Source organism: Streptomyces sp. NPDC055962 (assembly GCF_042270185.1).
Classification (GTDB): domain Bacteria; phylum Actinomycetota; class Actinomycetes; order Streptomycetales; family Streptomycetaceae; genus Streptomyces.
The window spans coordinates 48,710-64,448 of record NZ_JBHJYN010000004.1 but is presented as its reverse complement, the minus strand read 5'-3'; the positions used below and the strand labels follow the sequence as shown (position 1 = coordinate 64,448).

At 71.2% G+C, this 15,739-nt stretch carries 14 protein-coding genes; 8 read left to right on the top strand and 6 right to left on the bottom strand.

Going from position 1 to position 15,739, the window contains the following annotated elements; genetic code table 11:
* Positions 1 to 62 precede the first annotated feature (62 nt).
* The 3 genes from ACFC51_RS13910 to ACFC51_RS13900 are packed head-to-tail and all read right to left on the bottom strand — an operon-like array spanning position 63 to position 3,153.
* Positions 63 to 1,361 (bottom strand): ABC transporter substrate-binding protein, encoded by a 1,299-nt coding sequence (locus ACFC51_RS13910; protein WP_376371202.1) that lies wholly within the window; start codon positions 1,359 to 1,361, stop codon positions 63 to 65.
* Positions 1,361 to 2,200, bottom strand: a complete 840-nt coding sequence (locus tag ACFC51_RS13905; protein ID WP_376528718.1) for a carbohydrate ABC transporter permease — start codon at positions 2,198 to 2,200, stop codon at positions 1,361 to 1,363. Before ACFC51_RS13905 ends, ACFC51_RS13910 begins: the two co-directional genes overlap by 1 nt.
* Positions 2,197 to 3,153, bottom strand: a complete 957-nt coding sequence (locus ACFC51_RS13900) for a carbohydrate ABC transporter permease (protein ID WP_376371198.1) — start codon at positions 3,151 to 3,153, stop codon at positions 2,197 to 2,199. Before ACFC51_RS13900 ends, ACFC51_RS13905 begins: the two co-directional genes overlap by 4 nt.
* A gap of 123 nt (positions 3,154 to 3,276) precedes the next feature.
* Here ACFC51_RS13900 and ACFC51_RS13895 point away from each other — a divergent pair, with 123 nt between their 5' ends.
* From ACFC51_RS13895 to ACFC51_RS13870, 6 genes are all read left to right on the top strand, one after another.
* Positions 3,277 to 4,143 (top strand): phosphotransferase enzyme family protein, encoded by an 867-nt coding sequence (locus tag ACFC51_RS13895; RefSeq protein WP_376371197.1) that lies wholly within the window; start codon positions 3,277 to 3,279, stop codon positions 4,141 to 4,143.
* A 232-nt stretch (positions 4,144 to 4,375) separates the two neighbouring features.
* Entirely contained in the window at positions 4,376 to 4,780 is a 405-nt protein-coding gene (locus ACFC51_RS13890; protein WP_376371195.1) for a hypothetical protein, read from the top strand.
* Between the two features lie 10 nt (positions 4,781 to 4,790).
* A complete protein-coding gene (locus ACFC51_RS13885) occupies positions 4,791 to 6,122 on the top strand; it encodes a hypothetical protein (RefSeq protein WP_376371194.1) in 1,332 nt (443 codons plus the stop codon).
* A 49-nt stretch (positions 6,123 to 6,171) separates the two neighbouring features.
* Entirely contained in the window at positions 6,172 to 6,669 is a 498-nt protein-coding gene (locus ACFC51_RS13880; RefSeq protein WP_376371192.1) for a hypothetical protein, read from the top strand.
* Positions 6,670 to 6,729: 60 nt separating this feature from the next.
* A complete protein-coding gene (locus ACFC51_RS13875; protein WP_376371191.1) occupies positions 6,730 to 7,242 on the top strand; it encodes a hypothetical protein in 513 nt (170 codons plus the stop codon).
* Positions 7,243 to 7,453: 211 nt separating this feature from the next.
* Positions 7,454 to 7,813 carry a DUF4333 domain-containing protein gene (locus ACFC51_RS13870; RefSeq protein ID WP_376371189.1) on the top strand — a complete coding sequence of 120 codons (360 nt, stop codon included), beginning with the start codon at positions 7,454 to 7,456 and terminating at the stop codon, positions 7,811 to 7,813.
* 18 nt (positions 7,814 to 7,831) lie between these two features.
* On the opposite strand, the gene ACFC51_RS13865 is transcribed toward ACFC51_RS13870, so the two are convergent.
* Together ACFC51_RS13865 and ACFC51_RS13860 are read right to left on the bottom strand one after the other, a co-directional pair.
* Positions 7,832 to 8,566: a 3'-5' exonuclease gene (locus tag ACFC51_RS13865; RefSeq protein WP_376528715.1), complete on the bottom strand. Its 735-nt coding sequence runs from the start codon at positions 8,564 to 8,566 to the stop codon at positions 7,832 to 7,834.
* 77 nt (positions 8,567 to 8,643) lie between these two features.
* Positions 8,644 to 9,876 carry an SAV2148 family HEPN domain-containing protein gene (locus tag ACFC51_RS13860; RefSeq protein ID WP_376528712.1) on the bottom strand — a complete coding sequence of 411 codons (1,233 nt, stop codon included), beginning with the start codon at positions 9,874 to 9,876 and terminating at the stop codon, positions 8,644 to 8,646.
* Between the two features lie 381 nt (positions 9,877 to 10,257).
* Here ACFC51_RS13860 and glgX point away from each other — a divergent pair, with 381 nt between their 5' ends.
* Entirely contained in the window at positions 10,258 to 12,411 is a 2,154-nt protein-coding gene (glgX, locus tag ACFC51_RS13855; RefSeq protein ID WP_376371186.1) for a glycogen debranching protein GlgX, read from the top strand.
* A gap of 97 nt (positions 12,412 to 12,508) precedes the next feature.
* The gene (gene treY, locus ACFC51_RS13850) at positions 12,509 to 14,908 is read left to right on the top strand and encodes a malto-oligosyltrehalose synthase (protein WP_376528710.1); all 2,400 of its coding nucleotides are present in this window, start codon (positions 12,509 to 12,511) and stop codon (positions 14,906 to 14,908) included.
* Positions 14,909 to 14,941: 33 nt separating this feature from the next.
* Here the strand turns inward: treY and ACFC51_RS13845 are convergent, their stop codons facing one another.
* Positions 14,942 to 15,601 carry a TetR/AcrR family transcriptional regulator gene (locus tag ACFC51_RS13845; RefSeq protein ID WP_376371183.1) on the bottom strand — a complete coding sequence of 220 codons (660 nt, stop codon included), beginning with the start codon at positions 15,599 to 15,601 and terminating at the stop codon, positions 14,942 to 14,944.
* Positions 15,602 to 15,739: the final 138 nt, after the last annotated feature.

The following is a 15,739-nucleotide window of genomic DNA, read 5'->3' as shown; positions in this document are numbered from 1 at the left end:
CTTACCGTAAGCGAGACGATACGTCTCGTCCAGTTGTTTTCCCGGTCCGCACCTCGGCCGGGTCAGCGCTGATAGCGGGCCAGCACCCGGTTCCCGTCGACGACCAGCCGTTTCCTCAGCTCCTCGGTACCGATGGCCCCGCTGTAGTACTCCTGGAGCGCGGGGGTGGCGACCTTGTCCTTCCACTCGGGGTAGCCGCGCACCGACTGCGCGGGAGCGGGGCGCAGCGCCCGGGCGAGGGCGGCGCCCGTCGCCCAGCCGTTCTCCTCGGTGTGCAGCGCGGGATCGGCCAGCGCCTCGGTGCCGGTCGGCAGCATCCAGTCGCCCCTGGCGAGCCGCACCATGTTCCGGGGCCGCAGCAGGAAGTCGATGAAGCGCACCGCCTCCTCCTTGTGCGGGCTGTCCTCGGCGACCGAGAGCGTCTGGGGGCTGACCCCCTGGGCGAGCCCGCCGCTGCCGGCCGGGGCGGGCAGCACCGTCCACTCGAAGTCCTCGGGTGCCTGCTCGACGACCTGCTGGCGGTAGGAGAAACCCAGCGGGACCATGGCGTACTTCCCGCCGAAGAAGCCGGGGAGGGTGTCCGAGCCGCCCATGCCGAGCGCCGAACGCGCGGCGCTGGCATCGGTGTTGACCTGGTCCCGCACGGTGCCGGGCATCACCTGGTCGCCCTGGCCGAAGCGGATGGCCACCTTGCCGTCCGCGCCGCGGTGGAAGAGCTGCCCGCCGGCGGAGAGGCCGAGGTTGAGCGTGACGGAGACCGGCTCCTTGAGGGGCCAGGCCACCCCGTACGTCCCCTTCCCCGTCAGCTCCTCGGTGACCTGGCGGAACTCGGGCCAGCTCCAGGGCTTCTCCGGGGTCGGGATCCGCACGCCCGAGGACGTGAGGATCTTCGTGTTGGCGATCAGGACCTTGGGTTCCTGGAGGAAGGGGACGCCGTAGACCCCGTCGCCGAAGGTGGTGGTCTCCCAGGACCGCCGCGGGATGTCCCCGGTCAGCCGGCCCGGCAGGAGTGTCCGCAGATCGGCGAGGTAACCCCCGTACGCGAAGTCCGCCAGGTCGTCGGAGGCGTCGTGGATGATGTCGGGGGCCTCACCGCCCTCGAAAGAGGTGAGCAGCTGGTCGTGCACGTTGTCCCAGCTGCCCTGGACGTAGTCCACCTGGATGTCGGGATGGGCGGCGTTCCACTCGCGCACGAGCTGCTTGTTGGCGTCGACGGACTCCTTCTGCCAGGCGAGCGACTGGAAGCTGAGCCGGATCGTTCCGCCCGTGCCCCCGCCGCCGTCACCGCCTCCCGAGCAGCCGGACAGCAGGAGGGCGAGCGCGGTGAGCGCGGCGGCCGTCGCGGCGAGGCGGCGGCGCATCAGCGCTTCACCGCCCCGGCCGTCAGACCGCCCGTGATGCGCTTCTGGATGACGGCGAAGACCACGAGCGAGGGAAGGGTGGCGAGGAAGGCGGCGGCGGCGAGCGGCCCGAGGTCGGCCACTCCCTCCGCTCCGAGGAAGTGGGTGAGTACGACCGGCAAGGTCTGCTTCTCCGGTGTCTTGAGCAGGACGAGCGCGAAGAAGAACTCGTTCCATGCGGTGATGAACGCGAAGAGTGCGGTGGCGACGATCCCGGGGGCCAGCAGCGGCGCCGTGACCGACAGGAGGATGCGCGCCTTCCCGGCCCCGTCGACCGCGGCGGCCTCCTCCAGTTCGGGCGGGACGGCCCGTACGTACCCGGCGAGCATCCAGAGCGCGAACGGCAGCGACCAGACGACGTACACCAGGATCAGGCCCCCCAGCGAGTTGATCAGGTGGAGGTTCTTGAGGACCAGGAACAGCGGGATGATCACCAGGACGAAGGGGAACGCCTGGCTGACCACGACCCATCCGGTGGCGGCCGTGGACAGCCTGCCCCGGTGACGTGCCATCACATAGGCCATGGGCGTCGCGATGACGACCGCGATCAGGGCGGCGCAGAGCGCGGCGGTGACCGAGTTGGCCGCCGCCCGCAGCAGCGGCTGCTCGTCGAAGGCCTGCCGGAAGTTGTCCAGCGTCGGGTTCTCCGGGATCCACGTGGGGTGCAGCGAGCCCAGCTCCCGGGCCGGCTTGAAGGCGGTGGAGATCAGCCAGAGGAAGGGGAACGCCAGGAAGACGAGGTAGCACAGGAGGGCGGCGTACTGCCCGCCGCGCGCGGTTCTGCCCGTTCGCAGGCTCATACGTCCTCGCCTCCCCTGAGCCGGCCGACGAGGTGGACGGCGAGCAGCACCGAGATGACGGCGACCATCACGCACCCCATCGCAGCGGCGTATCCGAACTGTCCGTAGCGGAATGCCTCTTCGTAGGCGAACAGCATGGGCAGCCGGGTGCGGCCGCCCGGTCCGCCGCTGGTCAGGACGTAGACCAGGGCGAAGGAGTTGAAGTTCCAGATGAAGTTGAGGGCGCTGATGGCGAGGGCCACGGGTCTGATGGCGGGCCAGGTGACCGTACGGAAGCGGCGCCAGGCCCCCGCACCGTCGAGGGCGGCCGCCTCGTGGAGTTCGTGCGGGGTGTTCTGCAGGCCCGCCAGCAGCGCCACGGTGGTCTGCGGCATACCGGCCCAGATCCCGACGAGTATCACCGCGGGCAGCGCGGTGGCGAGTCCGGTCAGCCAGTCCCTGCCGTCGCCGAGCCCGAGGTCGCGGACGGTCTCGTTGAGGATGCCGGCGTCGGGGTTGTAGACGAGGCGCCACATGATGCCGACGACGACCTCGGGCATCGCCCAGGGGATGATCGCCAGCGCCCTGGCGAGCCAGCGCATCCGCAGGTTCGCGTCGAGCAGCAGGGCGAGGCCGAGGGCGAGGACGAACTGGGGCACGGTGACCCCGACCGCCCACAGCAGGCCGATCCGGAAGGACTCCCAGAACAGGGTGTCGTGCAGGAGGTCCTGGAAGTTGAGGAGCCCGATCCACCGGGTGGAACGGGTGCGGCCCGACTGCGCGTCGGTGAAGGCCAGCGCGATGCCGTAGAGAAGCGGGCCGACGCTCAGGATCAGGATCGGGATCAGCGCGGGCAGCACCAGGAACCAGGTGGCGCCGTCCCGCCGGCGGAGTTCGCGCCGGCTGCGGCCTCCACCTCGCCCACCCGGAGGGGCCTTGCGCCCGGACCGCGCCATTGCGGTCGTCAATGTCATGAATTCGACCCCTTTACCTCTTCGGATCGGTTCATCCCCGTATGGCCGTTCCGGGGCCTCCGTCATCGTGCTGACGGGCCGCCCGTTCGTCAAGGTGGCCTGCGAGGATGAGAAAATCGGGCCATGGACGAGATGCGCGCGCGTGAGGTACTGACTGCCGCCGGACTGCCCGGCGGCGCGGAACTCCTCGCGCTGGGCGAGAACGCGGTGTTCGCCGTCGGCGACCTGGTGGCCAAGGTCGGCCGGGACGCCACCCGCCACCCCGAGCTGCGGGAGCGGGCGGAGCGCGAGGTGGCCGTCGCGCGGTGGCTCGCGGCCGAGGGCGTACCCGCCGTGCGGGCCGCCGAACCCCTGGCCCGCCTCGTGGAGGGACATCCGGTGACCCTGTGGCACAGGCTCCCCCAGGCGGTGCGGCCGTCCGAACCGCGCGATCTGGCCCCGCTGCTCACGCGGGTGCACGCACTGCCCGCCCCGGGGGACTTCACGCTGCCGCGCCGTGAGCTGCTCGGAGGTGTCGAGCGGTGGCTGCGGCTCGCGGGCGACGCGATCGATCCCGCGGACGCCGACTATCTGCGCGGCCGGCGCGACGGGTTCGCCAAGGCCGCGGCGGCACTCGCCCCGCACCTTCCGCCGGGTCCCGTCCACGGAGACGCCCTGCCCCGCAACGTCCACGTCGGACCGGACGGGCCGGTGCTGGTCGACCTGGAGACCTTCTCCTCGGATCTGCGTGAACACGACCTCGTGGTCCTCGCCCTCTCCCGCGACCGGTACGGCCTGCCCGCCCCCGCCTACGACGCGTTCACCGAGGCGTACGGCTGGGACGTGCGCACCTGGGAAGGGTGCGCGGTGCTGCGCGGCGCGCGCGAGACGGCGAGCTGCGCCTGGGTCTCCCAGCACGCGCCGGGGAACCCGAAGGCGCGGGTGGAATTCGAGCGCAGGGTCGCCTCACTGCGTGAGGACGACCCCGAGGTGCGCTGGTACCCCTTCTGAACTTCCCGCCCATGAAGGAAATGGGAGATGAGCGGCAGGGGAGGATTTTCGCACGGGTCCGCGCGCGAACGCCCGCTCCGCGACGACTCTCCACCGAACACTCCCCGTACGCACACATGGTGCGTCGGCCCCCGGATCCTGGCCGGGGGCCCGTGAATCCCCCGACTCGATCTTCCGTACGATGCGCTTGGCTGTTCTGCTACACAGGTGCGATTTGCAACGGGGGTTGCCCATGGGATCCGGAGAAGGCGGCGAGCAGAAGCTCGCGAGCTCACCGAGCGACAAGAAGCGCGCGGCGGCGTACATGGAAGAGCATCAGATTCCGGACACGCAGACCGCAGGGCGCATGGCGGCCGGCGGGGGGTCGGTGTCGTCCCTCTTCCTGGCCCCGGCGCCCGGCCCGAGCCCGCTGCTGAAGCAGGACACCGGCCTGAAAGGCCTCTCCGGATGGGCCTCGGACCAGGGCGTGTCCGACGCACTGGTCGCCTGGCAGGGGCAGGCGAACCGTCTGACGGCGCGACTGCAGCAGGAACTCAACGGCCTCAAGGGCACACAGGCCATCTTCCAGGGCCAGGACCTCTCCGCCGGCGCGCAGGCGGACTCCATACGTCTGCCCAGCAGTTTCGACGGAATGTGACGGGCAGGCCATGACTCTGAACTATCACGACGTGATGACGGCCGACCTGTCCTCCTTCGCCGACGTCGCCGGGGCCTGGAAGAAGATGGGCGAACGCTTCGGTGAGCTGAAGACCAACTACGAGAAGCACGTGCAGGGCGTCCTGGGCAACGGGAACTGGCAGGGCCAGGCGTTCGGCGCCCAGCAGCACAACGCCTCGGCCACGGCCTTCGAGTACGGGGCCGCCAAGGCGGAGGCACTGGCCATCGCCAGCCTCCTCACGGACGCGCAGACCGAACTGACCCGCCTGCAGAAGGCCGTCAAGGATCTGGTCGAGGACGCGGAGAAGAAGGACTACAAGGTCGACGGCGAGGGCAAGGCCACATACATCGGCTACGACAAGATGTCCGAGCAGGAACGCTTCGCCTTTCAGCACGACCCCGACCACGAGATGCTGCTGGCGGACGCCCGTACGAAGGCGCAGGGCTGGACCAGCCAGATAGCGAAAGCGGTCAAGGCCGTCGACGAGGCCGACCAGAGCGTCAAGCGGGCGCTGTCCCGCGCGACGAGCGACGGCTCGCTGGACGGCATCGGCATCGGCGGGTTCAACACGTCGGCCGTGGGCGACCTGGCGAAGGCCGGGAAGCCCGATCCCAAGCCGGGCAAGAAGGACGGATGGGTCTCCGAAGGCGAATCCGAGGCCTCCGGCCCGGGCGTCGGGGCGGAGGCTTCCGGTCCCAACGTCGGGAAGGGGAAGCTGGCCGAGGCCGAGGCGCACGCCGACCTCGGACGCGCGAGCGCGGAGGGCTCCCTCACCAACGGCCCGCTCAAGCTGGCCGGAGAGGCCGAGGCCTACGCGGGCGCCAAGGCCTCTGCGGCCGCCGGTGTCACCCACGAGGGGGTCCAGGCGGAAGCCGGCGCCTTCGCGGGCGGCGAGGCGTCGGCCGGCGGCACCGCCGACGCCGGCCCCGTCGGGGTGTACGGGCGCGCGGAGGCCATGGCGGGCGCCGAGGCCGGCGTCAACGCCGGAGTGGGCCTGGACGGGCTGAATCTGGGCGCCGAGGCCTTCGCCGGCGCGAAGGGCGGCGTCGGCGCGGGCGCGGACGTCGGAGGAATCGGCGTGGGCGTCACGGCCGAGGGCTGGGCCGGTCCCGGCGCGGAGGCGACCCTGAACGCGAGCAAGGACGCCAACGGCGTGTGGCACTTCGGCCCGAAGGTGGGCGTGTCCCCCGCCCTGGGCGGTGCCGTGGGCTTCGAGTTCACCGTCGACCCGGGGAAGGTCGTCGATACGGTGGGCGACGCGGCCGGCGCCGTGGGGGACGCGGCCGGCTGGGTGGGCGACGGGATCGGCAGTCTGTTCTGACGTGAGCCCTGACGCCGCACGTACACCGCTGTAGCAAGGAGAGACCGAGATGACCACCACCCTGCCCGTCCCGATCGCGTTCGAACTGCCGGAGGGCTGGCGCGCCACGCCTCCGGACGGTGTGGGCGCGCCGGGCGCGGCGTTCGTGGCGCTGCATCCGCAGCCGGACGCCGGGTTCACCGCGAACATCACGGTCGACGGCAGCTTCCGCCCGGACCGGGCCACGCTCCCCGGGATCGCCGACGAGTCGGTGGAGCACCTGCGCGGATCCGCGGTGTCCGTGGAGGTCGTCGAGCGCCGCGAGGTCGGCTCGGCGGAAGCACCCGGCCTCACCCAGACCCTGGCCGTCTCGGCCGTCGCCGGGGGCGCGCCCCGCGACCTGATCCAGTCCCAGGTCTACCTGTCCATGCTGGACGTCGCCGATCCGGGCAAGCGGGCGGTGATCCGCCTGATCCTCACGGCCACCGCCGGTCAGCACCCGGAGGTGGTGGAGGACTTCCGGGACTTCGTGCGCACGGTCCGCCCGGACACCGGCGCGACCCCGTGACGGGTCGCGCGGGGACAGCCTGCCTTGCACCGGTAATCCGACCCCTCATAGGTTGACCTCATGGGACTCTTCGACATGCTGACCGGAACCAGGCGTCCCGAGGACGGCGTCGTGCCACGCCCGGCCGAGGAGGTGCGGACCGCCCTCCTCGGGCTCAACAGCCCGGATGTCCCCTACGTCGTCCGCGACGGGTCGGAGTTCGGCGCCGACCTCGTGGCGGAGTGGCGGATCGCCGAACCCGCCTGGCAGAACTTCTTCCTCTCCTCCCAGCTGACGCATGCCGTACGGATCCGTATGCGCCTCGCCGAGGAAGGCCATGAGGTGCGTGCGGTGGAGGAGCAGTGGGAGGTCACCCGCGTCGGGAACCCCCCGCGGTTCCAGACCTCGGCGGAGTACTCGCGCGGCGCGGGCCGGACCGTCTCCCGCCGCTACACGCTCAAGCGCGGGGAGAGCGGACGCCTGGAGGCGACCGAGACGTTCAGCTTCGACAGTGCGCAGCTGACCGAACCGCTGAGGAACGCCGCCCTCACGTCGGGCTGGACCTGGCGTGGAGTGATCTTCGGCAAGCTCTGACGCCGGCGGGTACGGCCCGCGCCCTCTCCTCCACCACGTTCCGGAGAGACCTGTCCACCACGTTCCGGAGATACCTGTCCCGGCAGGGATTGTCCCGGTATGCCCCCACCTGTTGCCGCGAGCCGTCCGGGCACCTTCCGGCAGGATCTCCGGCACACGGCGCCACGTAAGCTACCGGCGTCCGCCTTGATCATTCGGAATGGAGCCCCCCATGGCCATACCCCGCTCGACCGCCGCGAAGTGGAGCCTTTCGGCCACGGCCGTGACCGCGGGCGTGCTGCTCGTCGGCTGCTCGGCGTCGGTCAACGTCGGAACGACCGAGCCGAAGCTGTCGGCGGAGAAGCTGGCCACCACGGTCTCCGAGAAGCTCGCCCGGACGACGGGCCAGCCGAAGCCGGACATCAGCTGCCCCGAGGACCTCGCCGGGAAGGTCGGCACCACGACCCGGTGCACGCTCACGGCGAACGACGGCAGCACCCTGGGCGTGACGGTCACCGTCACCTCGGTCGAGGGGAAGCAGATCAACTTCGACATCAAGGCCGACGAGACGGCGTCGCCGGCTCCCAACTGACGCCCCGGGAGCGCCGGATCAGCCCCGTCCGCCCGCGGGCTCCCGCCTCCGGGGGATGAGCGGCCAGGCAGGCTCGACGACGGCCGCCGGATCCGCGGTGCGCCGCAGATAGGCCTGCAGGGAGAGCGACTGCTCGGCGGCCGCCCGCACCTGAAGACCGTGCAGGTCCTCCAGCGGCATCACACCGACGGGCCGGTGCCTCTCCCCCATGCGCCGCACCACGCGTGCGGCCGCCAGGGCGTCCGCCCTCGCGTCGTGCGCGTCCTCGAGCGAGACCCCGTAGTGGGTGCACAGGGCATGGAGGGCCCGCTTCCCCTTCCGGTACTTGTCGACGTGCTTGTCGATCACGAGCGGATCGATGACGGGCGAGGGCGCGTCGCCCAGCCTCTCGCTGACCGATGCGACCCCGTACCGCCGGCACTCACGGTCGAGCAGCGACAGGTCGTAGCGCGCGTTCATGACCACCAGGGGTGTTCCCGAGCGGAGCCCGTCGGCGACGGCCCGTGCGATCTCCTCGATCGCGGCGGCGGCCGGCCGCCCGTGCTCGCGGGCGCGCTCCGTCGAGATGCCGTGGATGGCGGAAGCCTGCTCGGGTATGGCGACGCCGGGATCGAGCAGCCAGGTCCGCTCCTCCGGGACGGATCCGTCCGCCTCCAGCCGGACGACCGCCGCCGTCACGATCCGGTCGGTCTCGACGTTCGTCCCCGTGGTCTCCAGGTCGAACGCCAGCAGCGGCCCGCTCATCCAGCTCATCCCGTACCTCCTCCTGTGGTGCTTTCCCCCGAGTGACGACCACCTTCGCACGCACCACTGACAACGCGGGGGAGGCGTCAGGAGACCGGCCTGGAGTCCGTCCAGACCGACTCGAACTCCTCGCGGTACGTCTCGAAGAGGCCGTGCTCACTGTCCTGCCCCGCCCTGACCACCGCACGCCCCCCGCCGCGCAGCACCAGCACGGGCGCCTCCATGCCGCGTGCGCGCCGCAGATACGGCTGGACGACCCCCACCGCGTCGGGCCCGTCGCCGTCCACCAGATAGGCCGTGAAGCGCGGCGTCTCGTCGAAGACGTGGATCTGGAAGGCACCCGGGTCACGGAGCTTGGAGCGGACGCGGCGCATGTGGAGGATGTTCATCTCCACCGAGCGGCTCAGTTCGCCCTTCTTGAGACCCAGTTCACGCTCGCGCCGCTTCACCGCGCTGCTCGCGGGGTTGATGAAGAGCAGCCGGACCCGGCACCCCGACTCGGCGAGGCGCACCAGGCGGCGTCCCGAGAAGTTCTGCGTCAGCAGGTTGAGCCCTATGCCGATCGCGTCCAGCCGGCGTGCGCCGCCGAACAGGTCCTCGGCGGGCAGCTGGCGCTGCAGCCGCACCCGGTCCGGATGGACGGAGACGACGTCGGCGTAGCGGTCGCCGACCAGTTCCTCCACCGCGTCCACGGGCAGCCGGTCGGCGGACGGGACCGCGGCACCGCTGCCGAGGATCTCCAGGAGCCGCGCGGAGGCCCGCTCGGCCTGGGCCAGGACCGCCTCGTTCAGCGCGCGGTTGCGGGAGACGACGTTGCGGGCGACCTCCAGCTCGTCCAGCGCGAGCTCCACCTCGCGGCGGTCGTCGAAGTACGGCTCGAAGCAGGGCCAGTGCTGCACCATCAGCTCGCGCAGCTGCGGCAGCGTCAGGAAGCTCAGGACGTTGTCGTCGGCCGGGTCGAGCAGATAGCCCTTGCGGCGCGAGACCTCCCGGACCGCGACGGCGCGCTGCACCCACTCCTGGCCCGCGGGCCCCGCGGCGGCCACCACCCAGCCCTCGCCGTGCACCGGCTCGTAGATCGGCCGGATCACCGCGGAGACCACGGCACGCAGCCGCTGTTCCACGAGATTCAGCCAGATGTACGCACGCCCCGCCCGCTGGGCCCGGGTCCGCACCTCGTTCCAGGCATCCGCTCCCCAGTCCAGCTCGGCGCCGATCTCCATGGGCTGCGCGAGGGAGACAGCACCCGGCGGGGCATCGGTCGATTCCCCCTCGTGACCTGCGTCACCTGGGGGCAGCTCGAATCCTCCCGAGCTCACCCGTGCACCGCCTTCCACTCCCCCACCAACGATCAAGGAAGGGTACTCCGGCAGCGGGAGCCGGTGCAGCCGGATGCACAGGCTGCTTACTCAACTCCCGTATCCCGCAGGCCCGTTCCTTGCGGTGAGATCGGGTGGAGTGAGATGGTTCATAGCGATTGTTCACCCGCTCGCATGCCGCATACCGGACGGAGGAGCTGTCGGGCGGCCCGTGACACCTGTCCGGGCGACACCGAGGTGTCCCAGGTTGACCGGCCCCGACGGGACCGGGACGACGGGACCCGGCCGCACCGGCCGACGTACTAGGTACGGGACCGTCTTTCGGGGAGTATCGGGTCGAAAACACCCAGCACCCGGATCAGAAGTGGAAGAGTCCTATCTATGCAGGTCTGGCCGGGACACGCGTATCCGCTCGGCGCCACGTACGACGGCGCCGGAACCAACTTCGCGGTCTTCTCGGAGGCCGCCGACCGAATCGAGTTGTGCCTGCTGCACGACGACGGTTCAGAAACGGCGGTGGAACTCCGCGAGACCGACGCCTTCGTGCGTCATGCCTATCTGCCCGGCGTGATGCCGGGACAGCGCTACGGCTTCCGGGTGCACGGACCCTATGAGCCGCAGCACGGGCAGCGCTGCAATTCGGCGAAACTGCTCCTCGACCCGTACGCACGTGCGATCTCCGGGCAGATCCAGTGGGGCGAGGCGGTGTACGGCTACCCCTTCGGCAAGCCGGACGAGCGCAACGACCTCGACTCGGCCCCGCACACCATGAGCTCGGTCGTGGTCAACCCGTACTTCGACTGGGGTGACGACCGCCGCCCGCGCACCGACTACCACCGCACGGTGATCTACGAGGCCCACGTCAAGGGCCTGACCATGCTCCACCCGGGCCTGCCCGAGGAACTGCGCGGCACCTACGCGGGGCTCGCGCACCCCGAGATCATCGCCCATCTGACGGAGCTGGGCGTCACCGCCATCGAACTGATGCCGGTGCACCAGTTCGTCCAGGACCACCGCCTCGCCGACGCGGGCCTGGCCAACTACTGGGGCTACAACACCATCGGCTTCTTCGCCCCGCACAACGCCTACGCCTCCTGGGGCGACCGCGGCGAGCAGGTGCTGGAGTTCAAGCAGGCGGTGAAGGCGCTCCACCAGGCGGGCATCGAGGTGATCCTCGACGTGGTCTACAACCACACGGCGGAGGGCAACCACCTCGGCCCGACGCTCTCCTTCCGGGGCCTGGACAACGCGTCGTACTACCGCCTGGCCGATGACCAGAAGTACTACATGGACACCACGGGCACGGGGAACTCCCTGCTGATGCGGTCCCCGCACGTCCTGCAGCTGATCATGGACTCGCTGCGGTACTGGGTGACCGAGATGCACGTGGACGGATTCCGCTTCGACCTGGCGGCGACGCTGGCACGCCAGTTCCACGAGGTCGACCGGCTGTCGTCCTTCTTCGACCTGGTGCAGCAGGACCCGGTGGTCAGCCAGGTGAAGCTGATCGCCGAGCCCTGGGACGTGGGTGAGGGCGGCTACCAGGTGGGGAACTTCCCGCCCCTGTGGACCGAGTGGAACGGCAAGTACCGGGACACCGTGCGGGACCTGTGGCGGGGCGAGCCCCGCACCCTGGCGGAGTTCGCCGGGCGGCTGACGGGCTCCTCGGACCTCTACCAGGACGACGGCCGGCGCCCGCTCGCCTCGATCAACTTCACCACCTGCCACGACGGGTTCACGCTGCACGACCTGGTCTCGTACAACGACAAGCGCAACGACGCCAACGGCGAGGGCAACCGCGACGGCGAGAGCCACAACCGGTCCTGGAACTGCGGGGCGGAGGGCGAGACCGAGGACAAGGAGATCCTGGAGCTGCGCAGCCGTCAGATGCGCAACTTCATCGCCACGCTGATGCTCTCCCAGGGCGTCCCCATGCTGAGCCACGGCGACGAGTTCGCCCGCACCCAGCGGGGCAACAACAACGGCTACTGCCAGGACAACGAGCTCTCCTGGGTCCACTGGCCCGATCCGGCCGCCGCGCGCGCCGAGGACGGCGAGGAGGACGGGGGCGGTTCGGACACGAGCCTGCTGGAGTTCACCCGGTCGATGGTCTGGCTCCGGCGCGACCACCCGGTCTTCCGGCGCAGGCGCTTCTTCCACGGCCGTCCGGTGGAGGGCACGCACGACGAGCTCTCCGACATCGCGTGGTTCACCCCCAGGGGTGAGGAGATGACCCAGCGGGACTGGCAGGCCGCGCACGCCAAGGCCATGACGGTCTTCCTGAACGGCCACGCGATCTCCGAGCCGGGGCCGCGCGGTGAGCGGATCGCCGACGACTCGTTCCTGCTCATGTTCAACGCGGGCGCGGAGTCCCTGGAGTTCGCCGTCCCGATGAACCACGGCAAGCAGTGGCAGGTCGTCGTGGACACGGCGATCCCGGACGGCGTGCCGCCCGGTGCGGGGCCGAAGGTCTCGGCGGGTGAACGGGTGACGCTGCTCGGGCGCAGCCTGACGGTGCTCAAGCGTCCCGCGTAGGCCGATGGGGTGACGGGCACCGGCCGGGCGGCAGCCGGTCGGTGCCCGGCGGCGGAGAAGGTGGGAGAGACGGGCCCGGCTGGGTACGTACGAATCCATGACGCCCACCGCCACGTACCGGCTGCAGCTCCAACCGGACTTCCCGTTCGCCGCCGCCGCGGACGCCGTGCCGTATCTCGCCGAACTCGGCGTCTCCCATCTGCACCTCTCCCCCGTGCTGGAGGCCGTGCCCGGGTCGGGACACGGGTACGACGTCGTCGACCACACCACGGTGCGGGCCGAGTTCGGGGGCGAGGAGGGGCTGCGCGAGCTGGCCCGGACGGCGCGCGCCCACGGCCTCGGACTGGTCCTGGACATCGTGCCGAACCACATGGCCGCGGCACCCCGGCACAACCTGCCGCTGTGGGAGGTGCTGCGCGAGGGCCCGGAGTCCCCGTACGCCCGCTGGTTCGACATCGACTGGACGGCGGGCGGCGGAAAGGTGCTGCTGCCCGTGCTCGCAGGACGTGCCGGTGAGGAGAGCGAGAGCTTCGAGACGGGCACGCGGGACGACGGCACCTCCGTACTCCGCTACGGCGACCTGGAGTTCCCGCTGCGGGAGGGCACGGCGGGCCTCCCCCTCCCGGAGCTGCTGTCGGCGCAGCACTACCGGCTCGCCTGGTGGCGCCTGGCCAGGACGGAGCTGAACTACCGGCGGTTCTTCACCATCTCCGATCTGATCGGCGTCCGGGTGGAGCACCCCGAGGTCTTCGCGGCGACGCACGGCAAGATCCTCGAACTGGTCCGTGACGGGGTCGTCGACGGGTTGCGGATCGACCACCCGGACGGGCTCGCCGATCCCGCCGCGTATCTCGGGCAGCTCGGTGACGCCACGGGCGGGCGGTGGACCGTCGTGGAGAAGATCCTGACCGGCTCCGAGGCCCTGCCGGCCGGCTGGGCGGTCGCGGGGACCACCGGGTACGACGCCCTGCACCGGATCGACGGCCTGTTCACCGATCCGATGGGCGCGGCCGACCTGCTGGGCCGCTACCGGGACTTCGCCGGCCCTCCGGGGGACCGCGGCGGCTACTGGACCGCCACGGTCCGCCGGGCGGCGTACCGTGTCGTCACCCATGAGCTGGCGGCCGAGACCGAGTGGCTGACCCGCCTCGCCGTCGAGGCGTGTGCCGCTGATCCGGCTCTGCACGACCACGCGCCGTGGGCGCTGCACACGGCCGTGCGTGAACTGCTGGTGCGGGTCCCCGTCTACCGGCCGTACGTGACGGCGGGCGGCCCGCTCACGGAGATCGCCGGGGCGACGCTCCCGGCGGAGGCGGTGCGGGACGCCAAGGCGGTGTTCTCCGTCCCCGAGGAGGCGGACGCCGTCGACGTGGTGCGGGATCTGGCGCTGGGCCGTCTCGGGGACGGGCCGGAGCACGCGGCGTTCTGCGCCCGGTTCGCGCAGACGGCCTCCGCGCTGCACGCCAAGTCGGTCGAGGACACGGCGTTCTACCGTTACGTGCCGCTGATCTCCGCGACCGAGGTGGGCGGCGACCCGGGGCAGCCGGCGGTGAGCCCGGAGGAGTTCCACGCGTTCTGCGCGCGCATCGCGCGGGACTGGCCTTCCACCGGCACGGTGCTGACGACCCATGACACCAAGAGGAGCGGCGACGTACGGGCCCGGATCGCGGTCCTGTCCGAGTGCCCCGAACGGTGGTCCTCGCTGGTGGCGCAGCTGGCCAGGGCCGCGTCCGCCCCCGCCCCCGATCCGCAGCTGGCCTGGCAGGCCTGGCAGTCGGCGTTCGGCTGCGCGGGGCTGCCCGCCGGTGAGATGGCGGGGAGACTGGAGCCCGCGCTGCTGAAGGCCGTGCGCGAGGCGGGCCTGTACACCAGCTGGACGGAACCGGATCCGGCGTACGAGCGGGCGGTGACCGACTTCGTGGCGGCCGGTCCGGCCTGCGACGCGGGCGAGGCACGGACGATGATGACCAGGTTCGCGGACACGCTCGCCCCCTTCGTACGGGCCAATGTGCTGGGTGCCGCGCTGGTGCACCTGACCATGCCCGGCGTGCCGGATCTGTATCAGGGCACGGAGCGGGAGTACATCGCGCTGGTCGACCCCGACAACCGGCGGCCGTTCAGCAGGCCGCACGGGGACGACGACGAGAAGGCGGCGCTGACGGCGGCGGCGTTGCGACTGCGCCGCGAACACCCCGGGCTGTTCGGCGAGTCCGGCACCTATGCCCCGCTGGCGGCGCGGGGCCCCGCGGCCGCGCACTGTCTGGCGTTCTGCCGGTCCGGTGAGGTGGTCACCGCGGTGACGAGGCTGGCCCTGCGCCTGGACGAGGAGGGCGGCTGGCGCGACACGGAGCTGCCCCTGCCCGACGAGGGCCCGTGGACCGATCTCCTCTCCCCGGGAAGCGAGTTCACGGGAGAGGCCGTCGGTGTGGCGCGGCTCTTCGCGGATCGGCCCGTGGCGCTCCTCCGGAGGGCGGGGGCTGCTCCCGGCCGCGCGTGAGGGGTACGGGGCGAGCCGCCCGCGGCCGGCGGCTCAGCGCTCCCCGGCGGGACCGAACCGGTGGGGGGCGAGGGTCGCCAGAAGCGAGCGGACCACGAGGTCGGTCGACGCCGCCATGTCCACGGCTCGGGGTGAGAGCAGCCACTGCACCTGGAGGCCGTCCATGACGGCGATGACGGCGTTGGCCGCGGTCTCGGCCTCGCCGGCCCGCTCGTCGGGCAGGTCGCAGGCCTCCCGCAGCGCGTCGGTGACGAAGGCGCGCAGGCCGCTGTACCGGTCACGGAAGTAGGTCTGGGCGGGGTGGCTGTCGGTGACGGACTCGGCCGACAGCACGGCGTACAGCCGCACGATGCCCTCCCGCTCGGCGTTGCGGAGCGCGGTGTCCACCAGGTGGCGCAGGAATTCGAGACCCTGGGGGCGGTCCGAACCCAGCTGTTCGATGTCCGTCTGGTCCCTCAGCTCCAGGACGCTGGTGAGCAGGAGTGCCTTGGAGCGGAAGTAGTGCAGGACGCCCGCCTGGGTGAGGCCGGCCTGCTCCGCGATCTCGGCGAGCGAGGCGTTGTTGTAGCCGCGGGCACCGAAGGTGTCCATCGCGATGTGCAGGATCTGCTGCTGCCGCTGCTTGGCCTCCGCGCTGCGCGGGGTGCGGGGCCGGGTTTTGTGGGCGGGCGTGCTCGCTGAAGGGTTGTTCACCCGCGCAGCCTAATCCCGCTCCTCCTCGCGGGCACCGGCCTCCTCGCACGGGCGGCCGACATGTGACCTGCATCACTTACTAACCACTCAGTGGGTGTGCTTTCATATGCGACGGCATCTCAACTCCCCCTCGCAAAA